The organism is Acidimicrobiia bacterium (genome assembly GCA_035948415.1).
Taxonomy (GTDB): Bacteria; Actinomycetota; Acidimicrobiia; order IMCC26256; family PALSA-555; genus PALSA-555.
The window spans coordinates 24,084-34,966 of sequence record DASZJD010000009.1; the positions used below are offsets into that span (position 1 = coordinate 24,084).

9 protein-coding genes are annotated in these 10,883 nt (G+C 70.5%); 2 read left to right on the forward strand and 7 right to left on the reverse strand.

Translation table 11 applies throughout. The annotated features are described in order from the left end of the window. Window positions 1-28: 28 nt before the first annotated feature. The 3 genes from VG869_01100 to VG869_01110 all read right to left on the reverse strand — a co-directional run bounded on the left by VG869_01100 (window position 29) and on the right by VG869_01110 (window position 5,499). The gene (locus tag VG869_01100) at window positions 29-2,935 is read right to left on the reverse strand and encodes an ATP-binding cassette domain-containing protein (GenBank protein ID HEV3449776.1); all 2,907 of its coding nucleotides are present in this window, start codon (window positions 2,933-2,935) and stop codon (window positions 29-31) included. Between the two features lie 108 nt (window positions 2,936-3,043). Next, window positions 3,044-4,285: an ABC transporter substrate-binding protein gene (locus VG869_01105; GenBank protein HEV3449777.1), complete on the reverse strand. Its 1,242-nt coding sequence runs from the start codon at window positions 4,283-4,285 to the stop codon at window positions 3,044-3,046. 80 nt (window positions 4,286-4,365) lie between these two features. Continuing rightward, complete coding sequence (locus VG869_01110; GenBank protein ID HEV3449778.1) at window positions 4,366-5,499, reverse strand: ABC transporter ATP-binding protein; 1,134 nt, start codon at window positions 5,497-5,499, stop codon at window positions 4,366-4,368. A gap of 645 nt (window positions 5,500-6,144) precedes the next feature. Between VG869_01110 and VG869_01115 the strand changes: the two genes are divergently transcribed. Next, window positions 6,145-6,447 (forward strand): hypothetical protein, encoded by a 303-nt coding sequence (locus tag VG869_01115; GenBank protein HEV3449779.1) that lies wholly within the window; start codon window positions 6,145-6,147, stop codon window positions 6,445-6,447. Window positions 6,448-6,849: 402 nt separating this feature from the next. Here VG869_01115 and VG869_01120 read toward each other — a convergent pair whose 3' ends face one another. From VG869_01120 to VG869_01135, 4 genes are all read right to left on the reverse strand, one after another. Then, window positions 6,850-7,383, reverse strand: coding sequence for a hypothetical protein (locus tag VG869_01120; protein ID HEV3449780.1), 534 nt, complete (start codon window positions 7,381-7,383; stop codon window positions 6,850-6,852). Between the two features lie 215 nt (window positions 7,384-7,598). After that, a complete protein-coding gene (locus tag VG869_01125; GenBank protein ID HEV3449781.1) occupies window positions 7,599-8,126 on the reverse strand; it encodes a hypothetical protein in 528 nt (175 codons plus the stop codon). A 46-nt stretch (window positions 8,127-8,172) separates the two neighbouring features. After that, window positions 8,173-8,922 carry an SDR family oxidoreductase gene (locus tag VG869_01130; GenBank protein HEV3449782.1) on the reverse strand — a complete coding sequence of 250 codons (750 nt, stop codon included), beginning with the start codon at window positions 8,920-8,922 and terminating at the stop codon, window positions 8,173-8,175. A gap of 91 nt (window positions 8,923-9,013) precedes the next feature. Next, a complete protein-coding gene (locus tag VG869_01135) occupies window positions 9,014-9,808 on the reverse strand; it encodes a hypothetical protein (protein ID HEV3449783.1) in 795 nt (264 codons plus the stop codon). A gap of 131 nt (window positions 9,809-9,939) precedes the next feature. Between VG869_01135 and VG869_01140 the strand changes: the two genes are divergently transcribed. Beyond that, the gene (locus VG869_01140) at window positions 9,940-10,857 is read left to right on the forward strand and encodes a haloalkane dehalogenase (GenBank protein ID HEV3449784.1); all 918 of its coding nucleotides are present in this window, start codon (window positions 9,940-9,942) and stop codon (window positions 10,855-10,857) included. The last annotated feature ends 26 nt before the right edge of the window (window positions 10,858-10,883 follow it).

Sequence of the window (10,883 nt, forward strand, 5' to 3'; positions counted from 1 at the left end):
ACGCCCGCCGGCCGGGCCTGGCCGTCAGTCAGTCGCTGATGCCGAGGTAGGTCGACGCGAGCCGCTCCTCGTCGGCCTCTTCGCGCGAACCGACCCAGACGATCCGACCCAACGCCATGAACGCCACGACGTCGGCCAGTGCCATCACCTCGTGGGCCTTTTCCTCGACGAGCATGATCGCCGCTCCGAGTTCGCGGAGCTCCCGCAACGCCCGGATGACCTCCTGGGCGGCGAGCGGCGCGAGCCCCAGCGTGGGCTCGTCGGCGATGAAGACCTTCGGCGGACGAGCCAGCGCCGGCGCCAGGCTAAGCATCTGCTGCTCGCCGCCCGAGAGCAGCCCGGCCGTTTGGCGTCGCCGCTCGCCGAGGATCGGAAAGCGGGCATAGGCGATCTCGCGCTCCTCCCCTCCCCGCAGCAGCATGCGTAAGTTCTCCTCGACGGTGAGGTCCGGGAAGATCCCCCGCGCCTCAGGGACCAGGAGGAGCCCGCGCCGTTCCCGTTCGTGCGGCGCGAGCTCCGTGACATCCTCGCCCGCGATGAGCACCCGGCCCTCGGTCGGGGTGACCAGGCCCGACGCGACCGAGCACAGCGTCGACTTGCCGGCGCCGTTGGCGCCGAGCAGCGCGAGGACCGAGTGCTCGGACACGGTGACGTCGACGCCGTGCAAGACCTCGGCGCCGCCGTAACCGGCGACCACACCCTCGATCGTCAGGGGGGCGGACGAGCCGGCTGGTGTTGGAGACTGTCGCGTGACGGACGCCGTCGGCTCGGCGGAGGGCGCGGGCTCGGCGTGCAGCTGCTCCTCGGCGACGCCAATCCGGGCCTTCCGTTCACGGTTGACGCGCCGCTCAAGGCGCTGGTGCCCGACGAGCGCGAGCAGCCCATCGGGGTTCTGGGCGAGGTTGATCGCCCCAAGCCCGAACAAGATCGGGACGAAGGTCGACGCGGTGGTCAGCTCGCCGAACGCGCCGGTCAAGAAGTCGTGGCCGATCCAGGTGAAGATCACGGCGGTCCCGGTGTACGACAAGCCGGCGAGCAGCGCCCCGCCGGGCCGGCGGACCCCGAACACCACCGCCACCGCAAGCCAGATCAGCCCGGTCAGCGGCACCGCGTTGGTGTTCGTCGCGGCGCCGTTGACCATGCCGAGCATGACACCACCGAGACCCGCGATTCCGGCCGACACCGCGAAGATCAGCACCTTCGTCCGCTCCGGGGACATCCCGGACGTGCGGGCCGCGACCTCGCTGCTCCGCACGGCGAGCATCGCCCGTCCCGACGCGGAGCGGAGGAGGCTGTGGATGACGAGGGTGGCCAGCCCGAACAGCACGAGCATGAGGACGATCTGCTCGGACGGCTTGGAGAAGTCGAGGTGATTCGTCGCGCCGGGCACCAGCAGCCGGTTGAGCCAGTTCAGACCCGGGATGTCGAGGGATGGCGCGTTGATCGTCCATCCGAACGAGCCGTGGCTGATGGCTTCGGTTCCGAACGGGACGAGCGCGGCGAAGAACGCGAACGCGAACGTCGCCAACGCAAGCGCGACAGCCCCCAGGCGCAGCACTGGGAGCGCGATGAGCGCCCCGAGCGTCGCGGCCACGAGGATCGCGACCACCGCCGCAAAAAGGAAGTTCAGATGGCCGTGACGAGCGACGAACGGCGCGTTGATTCCCCAGTCGCGGTTCAGAGCCCACCCGGCCGCGAACCCTCCCGCGGTCACGAAGGTCGCCTGCGCCAGGCTCACCATGCCACCCAGCCCCGTCACGACCACGAAGGAGAGGAAGATCAGGCCAAAGACGAGGCCCTTGGCGATGATGCTCTGCTCGTAGGTGTCGGCCTGGAGCCACGATGCGTTGAACCATTGGAGGGAGAACGCGGCGAGCACCAACACGGCGACGGCCCACGGGAGCCGTCGACGCCACCGTGGGAGACCCGATCGATGGTCCCGCGGAGGGGCCTGGTCGGCAGCGACGCCCGCCTCTCGTCGTCGGTCGCGGGCGACGAAGTAGAGGATGATCAAGGTGAGCAGGAACGGAATCGAGCTTCGGAAGCCGCTCAGCCGATTGAGGAAGCCCGGGAGGAAGCTGTCGCCATAGCCGGCGACGAGGTCCTGAACGACGCCGAGTCCGAGCCCGGCCGCGAACGCGATGGGGATCGACCGCAGACCTCCCGCGGCGACCGCGCCCAGCGACCCGAACACCACGAGCGTGAAGATCGTCGAGTCGAGCTGGAACAACGGCGCGATCAGGACGCCGCCGAGGCCCGCGAGCAGCATCGTCAAGATCCACGCGGTGGCCGACGCCCGACCTGGGTTCACGCCGCGTAGGGAGGCGAGACTGGGCCGGTCGACAACCGCGCGCATCTCGAGGCCGACGCGGGTTCGTCGGACGACGTACCAGAGGACGAAGGCCGCGACCGCGGCGGCGGCGAACACCGCCAGTTGGTCGCTGTCGAGGTGGACGCTGCGGAGTCCGAGCCAGCCGAATCGGAACACGCGCGGGGGCGCAGGTCCGATCCCGGGGGCGATGCCACCGGTGGAGCTCGTGTCGGACACCTTCGGAAGCGTGAGTCCGAGCACGGTGTCGCCGAGGGTCTCGACGAGCCAGATGGCCAGGTTCGGCAGTGCGACCAGCAGGCCGATCGTCCCGACGATGCGCGCATAGACCGGCGCTGAGGCCAGGCGGCGCAACAGGATTCGGTCGAGCGACAAGCCCATGAGCGGGGCGAAGACCAGCACGGCGAGGATCGCAGCCGGGACGATGGGGATGTGCTGCCCGGAGTGCAGCTGGTAGTAGACGTACGCGGTCGTGAAGGCGACCGCGCCGTGCGCGAAGTTGAAGATGCCCGAGGTCTGGTAGGTGAGCACCAACCCGGACGCCATGATGGCGTAGATCCCGCCGGTGACCGTGCCGGACAGCAGCAGGTTCAGGAACTTCTGCACCGGTGGCCTCTCATCACCGACATCGCCACGGCGAACTTCTCGGTGACGGCCTGGCGGTGGCGAGCGAGCGTCACCTCTCGCCCACCACCGCCTCGATCCGTCAGATGCCTAGTACTTGATCGTCTTACCGGTCTTGGAGTTGACGTCCTGGTAGCAGGCGTACGGCACCACGATGCTGTACTTCGTGCCGTCGCTCTGCGTCAGCAGACCGCACGGTGCACCCAGGGTCTGCGCCGCGGGGTACTTCGTGGGTCCGACAATCCCGGGGACCTGGTAGGTCATGGATCCCATGGCTTTCGCGAGTCCCTCGGGCGTCAGGTTCTTGCCCGCCTTCTTCAGCGCGGCGACGAACGCGTCGGCCGAGAAGTACGCAGCCAAGACTGCCTGCGTGATCGGCGCAGATCCGGCGACGGCCTTGATGTCGCTCGTGATCCTCTGCATCGTCGCATTGGCCGTGTCCTCGGGCAGGTCGAACTGCGTGAAGACGGTCTCACCCTTGGCGGCCGAGACCAGACGCGGGTCGTACGTGACGGCGTTCGTGAGGAGGCCCTGGAACCCCGCTGCCAGCAAGCCGTTGGAGAGCTTGAGCACGTTGCCGTACGCCGTGGTCACGAACACGACGTCGGGCGGTTTGCCCGCGTTGCTCGTCATTAGAGCGTTGACGTACGGCGACACGTCGCCTGGCGGTGGGTTCGCGGGGACCGGGTTCTTCTGGTAGACGACCTTGAAGCCAGCGAGCTTGGCCTGCTCGCCGATCACGAGCGCACCGGTCTTGCCGGTGTCGAGGTCCTCAGCGATGACGGCCGCGGTCTTCCCCTTGGCCCCACCTGGACTGCCGTGTGCCTTGAAATACGCGCTGGCGAGCGCACCCCAGGTCGTCCCGGTGGTCGGGATCGACGGCGGCGGAACGATGCAGCCGGTGAAGCCAAACGCGTAGGGGTTCTTGCAGAACCCGGCGTCGATACCCCAGCCGAAGAACGGCACGTGCTGCTGGGTGAGGAAGGTCGAGGCCTGCAAGACAGGCGTCAGGGTCGGCACGACCGCGAACACTTGATCCTGCTGGACGAGGCGCTGGGCCTCGGTCAGGTCGGTGTTCGGATCGCTCTTGTCGTTGGCGGTCTCGACGTAGTTGATCTTGCGCCCGAAGACGCCACCTTTGTTGTTCTCGACCTGGAACCGTGCCGTGGTACCGATCTTTAGCTCGTCGGCTGTGAAGTTCGGTCCCGCGCCGATCCCCGCAACATTGATCGATGTTGCGGTCACACCTCGGGCATCGGTCTGGGACCGTGCCCCGGCAGTCTCGGTGGCCACGATTCCGGTCGACGCGAATGCGCCGACCACCGCGGCCACCGCACTAGCGGCAACCCACCTTCTTCGTTTCACCGGTTCCCCCTTGTTGGTATCTCATTGCAGAACTTTTGGTGCTCGCCTCAGTCGTCACCCAGGTAGGCGGCACGGACCGCCGGGTTCGCCCGGATCTGCTCGGGCCGGCCCTCCGCGAGCAGTTCTCCCAGATGCATCACCACGATGCGGTCGCATTGGCGCATCACGAACCCGACGTCGTGCTCGACCAGCAAGACGGCGCACGATTCGTGGGCCCGGATGTCCTGGATTCGCTCGCCGAGGCGTGCGGCTTCGGTCTCGTCCAATCCAGACGTGGGCTCGTCGAGGAGCAACACCCGAGGGGCGTCCACGATGGCTCTCGCCAGCTCCACCATGCGCCCGAGCCCGATGGGCAGCGACCCTGCGGTTTCGTGCCGGACGGGCGTCAGGCCGCAGAGGTCGGTGACATGCGCGACGCGGGCCCGTCGCTCCTTCTCCCGCGTCAACCGCGTCGGGAAGGAGACGAGATCGGCTGCGAGGCCGCCCCCGCCGCTGCGCCATTCGAGCGCGGCGAGGACGTTGTCTTCCACACTGAGCCATCCAAACGTCTGCACCCGCTGGAACGTGCGCCGCAGCCCGAGCCGGGCTCGACGCACCGCGGAGAGCCCGGTGATCTCGCGACCGTCGAGCTCGACTCGACCCGCGTCGGGGAGCCGGATTCCGGAGATGACATCGAAGAGCGTTGTCTTCCCAGCGCCGTTGGGGCCGATCAGGCCCCGGACCTCGCCGGCGTCGAGACGCAGGCTCACCTCCTGCAGCGCGGTGATGCCTCCGAAGCGGACGGTGATGTCGGAGAGCGCTAACGCGGGGTGGGATTCACTCCCATCACGATGCGTCGTATCGATCGCGCCCTGCACGGTCGTCACGCCCGGCACTCCCCCTGTCGCGCGATCTGACGGTATATCAGCCCATGGCGTCCGGGAGCGTTCACTCCCGTCCGGCCCCATCACGAAACGGCAGGTCAGCGCCCATCGCGCCGGGCACAGACGGACCGGCGCGGGCTCAGAAAAGAAGATCGCGTCGACCCTCTTGCCGTCGCCCATGTCCTTGCCCCTTTGCCCCGGCCGTGTTGCCCTGCCGGCGTAGAAGCAGCCCCGCGACAGCGATGGCGCCGTCTTGGTGGTGGCCGGGGTCGCGAGCACCGCCAAGATCCCAGCAACGGTGACGCCAAGGCTCTTCATTGCTCGACCCCCATTTGACGGGGTGACGCTCGTACGGCGTGTTCGAGCGGGCCCTGGCTACCTACGGGCCGACGACCATGCCTCGGGGCATTCCGCTGCCGGCTGAATCCAGCAGAGCGGCGCCGGGGGCGCGCCATCGGCACCCACGTGCCTCGGGAGCCGCCTGGTGGTGGGGCGATCGTCTCTGTGCTGTGGGGACGCCTACCGAAGCCACAACCGGGACGGGGCAGTCAAGCGCCGAGGACGAGACGCCGACCTACTGACGTGGAGCTGCGTCGGCGGCTGCGTACGGATGACGTCCGGCCCGACGGTGGTGCCCGATGGTCCCGTCGCCGGGTGGTCATGATCGCCCTGCTGGCGTCCATAGGCGTCGCAGCGGGTCTCGGTCTCGCTGCCTGGGGCGACCAGACGATCCGGGGAACAAACGGAGTCGTGGTGTCAGAGACCCCTCACTATTCGACGCTCACGACGACAACCACTCCGGCGGTGACCAGCGTCGGAGCGAGCACGTCCTCTCTCCCGCCCGCGTCGACCGCGCACGTCACGGCACCGAAGGCGGCGGGTGGAGGTACCCACAACTCGACCCGGCCGGTCCCGCCACCCCCTCCGCCGCCGCCACCCCCGCCCGACCCGGGCGGGCCAGCCGTGGCGCTTGCCCAAGCTGCGGACTGCGTCCAGACCTGGGACATGAACCAGCTCGTGGCGAGCGTGCAGGCACCCGCGGGGCTGGCGGGGGTCGCGCTGGTCGCCGCTCACTCAAGCGACGGGACGGTCTTCAACGGCGCCATGGACGGCGACGGGGCCACCTACCGAGCCGACATCGGTCCTTTTAGCGACTATCCGGATCCCCAGACCGTGACCTGGACCGTCACCGTCACCGACGCCGCGGGGCGCACCACCCAGGCCGCCAAACAGTTCTCGGTCTCATCGGAGCCCTGCTCGCCCTAACCAAGACCGCGGCGTCGATACGGCCCCGTGCACTCCGGCTTGACGAGCCGCCATTGGCGTCGAGGTCGCGGTGGCGAGCGGTGTCGCAGTCGTGGACGACGGCGGCCCGGACGCAGTCCCTGGCGCCCGACCGGCCCCCGACCCGACCCGGCAGGCGAGCGGCCGGTCAGCGGGCGTTCAGAACGAGCCGCGCCGCCGGCGGGGACGCCGTCGAGGTCGGACCGGAGCCCCGCGCCGGCCGTCTGGTCTGAAAGCCCGGTCTTGGTACTCGACCGCAGCGCGATCGGACGTCATGCTTGAGGCCCGCGCCCGAAGTCGGACCGGCCGCCGAGCGTTACTGGGCCGGCAGCAGCAAAGACCTCGCCGACGACTTCGTGCAGCACGTCCCTAGCACCCACGGGCTCACCGAGGACGGGTTAGGCATGCCCGATCAAGAACGCGGCCGGCGTTGACCCCGCTGGCCCAGCAGCTCGGCCGAGCGGCCAGGTCGCTCTGGACCCGCCGGCCCCGGAGACGACCGGCGTTCGCCGCCAGGCGGGCGAGCCGGTCCGACCGAATCGACCCGTTGGTCCTCGCCGCCGCGGTCGTGGTCGCCGCGTTGATCCCCGCCGGGGCGTTCCTCCTGATCCGCGGGTCGGGCGACGCCGGGCCGAGGACCATCGCCAACACGCCCGACGTCACCGCGCGGTCACCGACGACGTCGGCGTCGCGGCAAAGCGCCACGACCGCAGCGCCGACGACGACGTCGACTCCGTCGTCTACCCCGGCGACATCGTCCGCCCCGAAGCCATCCCGCCGCCCGGCCACCGTCCTGGGTCCGGCGGGCCCCGGGAGCCCGCCCTCGCCCGGGACCCGGCCCTGCTCGGCGTCCGTCTCCCCAGCCCAGACGCCCACGACCATCACGATCCCGTTTCCGACGACGACGAGCACCGCCACGACAGCGCCACCTTCCAGCACCACGCCGCCGGCACCGGCGCCCCCCGGACCCTGCGGTCCATAGCGGGTCGCAGCCGCGACTGGCAGCGAGGTCGGTCCGCGGATCCCAGGGATCGCGCGTGGGGGTCGAGCCGACGCGGGTCAGGGCGCCGGCCGCCGTGCGGGCGCGCGCTCCGCCTGCTTGGCGCGACCACCGCGACCCCCGACGGAACGGCTCAGGAGCCGGTGGCGTCCACCCGTTCGACCAGCGCGGGGGCGAGCTGGTGGAGCAGGTGGTGGATGTCGCGGGCGCACGCCTCGAACTCGGGCAGGTCACCGCCAGCCGGGTCGTCGACGTCCTCCCACGGCTCCAGGGCTACCGTCTCCAGCCCCAGGCCGGCCACGCGCTCGGCGAAGGATCCAGGGCCCACGGGCAGATCCCGGGCCAGCCGGCGCAGCGTCCCGGTCCGGGCCGCGGCCTCAGGATGGGTGCGACGAACGTAGGCGACGTGCTCGCGCGCCAGCCCGACCACCAGGTCGGCGCTCGCCACATGCGGGTCGCGGAGCTGTGTGCTCCGGTGCCCGGGCGCGGTCACGTCGAGGCCGGCCAGTGCCTCGCGAGTCCGCCAGCTCATTGGCATCCCCTCGACGACGTGCGTCCCCGCGGTCGTGATCTCGACGTCGTCGAGGTGCGCCGCGAGGATGGCGCCGGCCATGACCGAGCGAGCGGCGTTGCCGGTGCAGACGAAGACGACGTGGGGCACGGTCTCTGCGGCCTGGCGGACGGCGCGCCCTACGCCGCCGGGCTCGTCATACCCGCATGATCTGGCCGCCGTCGACGTTCAGCACGTGACCGGTCACCCACCGCGCCTCGTCTGACAGGAGGAACAGGCACGCGTCGGCCATGTCCTCCGGCGTCCCCATGCGCGCCAGCGGCATGGTCGCTAGCAGCTGGTCGATGATCTCCTTCGGCACCGTGGTTCTCGTCGCCTCGGTGTCGGTCGGGCCCGGCGCGATCGCGTTGACGCGGATCCCCATGGGCCCGAGCTCCCGGGCGAAGGACTGCGTGATCCCGTGGATGGCGAGCTTGGCGATCCCGTAGTACCCGGCCCCCATCCACGCCGCGGTCGAGGACTGGTTGACGATCGCACCGCCGCCGCGCTCGGCCATCGATGCGAACACGGCCCGCGTGCAGAGCACGGCCCCGGTCATGTTCACGGCCATGAACTTGTTCCAGTACTCCATCGGCATGTTCGTGAGCCCGTACAGCTCCATGCCTCCATAGATCGCGGCGTTGTTGACCAGGTAGTCGACGCCCCCGAAGGCCTCGACGGCGGCGGCGCCCATCGCGATCGTCGAGTCCTCGCTCGACACGTCGGTCGGGACGGCGACGGCAGTGCCGCCGGCCTGCTCGATCTCCTTCGCGACCCGCTCGCCGGCCTCGGCGTCGAGCTCCGCCACCACTACACGGCCACCCTCCCGTGCGATCGACTTGGCGTACTCCTCCCCGATGCCGCGCCCGGCGCCGGTCACCACCGCCACCTTCTCGTCGAAGCGCATGGGAGCCCTCCTCCTCGCCGTCGCCTGACCCTATCGAGCCGACGTCGACAGCGCGCCCGCTCGGTTCGGGGTTGCCGGCGGCGCGGGTCGATCAGGCCGACCCGCAGAGGGTGGGCACCTGACTCGGGCGCTGCCCGGTGACGGAGCACAGCACGCTGGCCGTGCCCTCCCCGATTCGCCCGTCCCGGAAGCCGACCCGGAACGTCGCGTCGAAGCCCTTGAGGTCGGCTCGGAGGCTGCCGTCCAGCTCGAACGTCTTCACGTGGGCGTCCGGCACGTTGGCGGCGGTGAGCATCAGTGACGTCCCGTTCAGCCGGCCCGTGACGGTTCCGAAGGCGTCGGTCTGCATCGTGACCGGCGCGTTCGGGGTGCTGAGGATGACGGTCCCGTCGATGTGGCGCACGCCCTTCGCGCCACCGCCGAACAGGTCGCCGGTGAGGTTCAAGGTCACGTGCAGCGTCCCCGCGGTCGGGTCGATCCGCACCTCAAGCGACGCCGAACCGGTGGTGTTGAACGTCGTGTTCGTGAAGGTCCCGACATAGAGCCCGTCGTACTGCTGGGCCAAAACGACGACGGGGTTCGACGAGCGGGGAACCGCGCTCGTTGCCGGTGGCGCCGAGGTGACGGTCGTCGGGACCGTCGATGCCGCGACGTGCGTCCGGTGCGCGGCCGGCGTGGCGCGATGGCTGTCGCTGCCCAGGGCGAGGACCGTGGCGACGATCCCAGCCCCGACGACGGCGGTCGCCGCGATCCCCGCGGCCACCAGCCGACGGCGGCGGCGGCGGCGCCGGGCCACGCGAGCGCCGATCGCCGGCGGCGCGCCGGACGGGGGCCGCGGTCCGCTCGGGTCGGGCTCGGGCACGGGACGATCGCGCTCGTCCGGCACGATCGGAGCGTAACGGCCGCGTCCGAGCCCGACGTGGTCCGCACCGACCGCCGGCTGGCACACCGGCGCGGCGGCGGTCAGGATCGGAGTCCCGCCAGCCGCGGCTGGGGGCCCACGAAGGAGGGCGGTCGGTGGAGGTGCTGCGAACCCCCGACGAGCGCTTCGCGCGCCTCCCGGACTTCCCGTTCGAGCCCCGCTACGTCGACGTCCCGGACGGAAGCGGTGGCTCGCTGCGGGTGCACTACATCGACGAGGGACCGCGCCGCACGCCGCCGGTCCTCCTGATGCACGGCGAGCCGTCGTGGTCGTTCCTCTACCGGAAGATGATCCCCGTCCTCGTGGAAGCGGGCCTTCGCGCCGTCGCCCCCGACCTGGTCGGCTGCGGCCGGTCCGACAAGCCGGTGTCCCGCGACGACTACACGTACCAGCGCCATGTCGACTGGATGGCGGCGTTCCTCGAGTCGGTGGACCTGACCGGTGCGACGCTCGTGGGTCAGGACTGGGGCGGGCTGATCGGCCTCCGTCTCGTCGCCGAGCAGCCCGAGCGCTTCGCTCGGGTGGTGGCCGCCAACACGTTCCTCCCGACGGGCGAACGCGACCCGGGGGATGCCTTCCGCGCCTGGCAGCGGTTCTCGCAGGAGACGCCGGTGTTCGATGTCGGGCGGATCGTGAACCGCGGCTGCACGACCGACCTGGACGCCGAGGTGATCGCCGCCTACGACGCGCCGTTCCCGAGCGAGGAGTTCAAGGCCGGGGTCCGACAGTTCCCCCTCCTCGTGCCCACGACCCCGGACGATCCGGCTTCGCTCGCGAACCGTCGGGCCTGGTCCGCGCTGCGCGCGTGGACCAAGCCCTTCCTCACCGCCTTCAGCGACCAGGACCCGGTCACCGCCGGCGCCGACCGCGTGCTCCGAGCCGAGATCCCGGGCTGTCAGGGCCAGCCGCACACGACCATCGAAGGCGCGGGTCACTTCCTCCAGGAGGACCGCGGCGAGCAGCTCGCTGCGGTCGTGGCGGCATTCGTCGGCATGCCGCCCGACGCCGCCTGACCCGATCGAGGAGCCGATCCGTAGAC

What these genes read in the sequence shown, in the direction of transcription:
- VG869_01110 (HEV3449778.1), bottom strand. Translation starts at nt 5,499, where the DNA reads ATGAAGAGCCTTGGCGTCACCGTTGCTGGGATCTTGGCGGTGCTCGCG.
- VG869_01130 (HEV3449782.1), bottom strand. Translation starts at nt 8,922, where the DNA reads ATGCGCTTCGACGAGAAGGTGGCGGTGGTGACCGGCGCCGGGCGCGGC.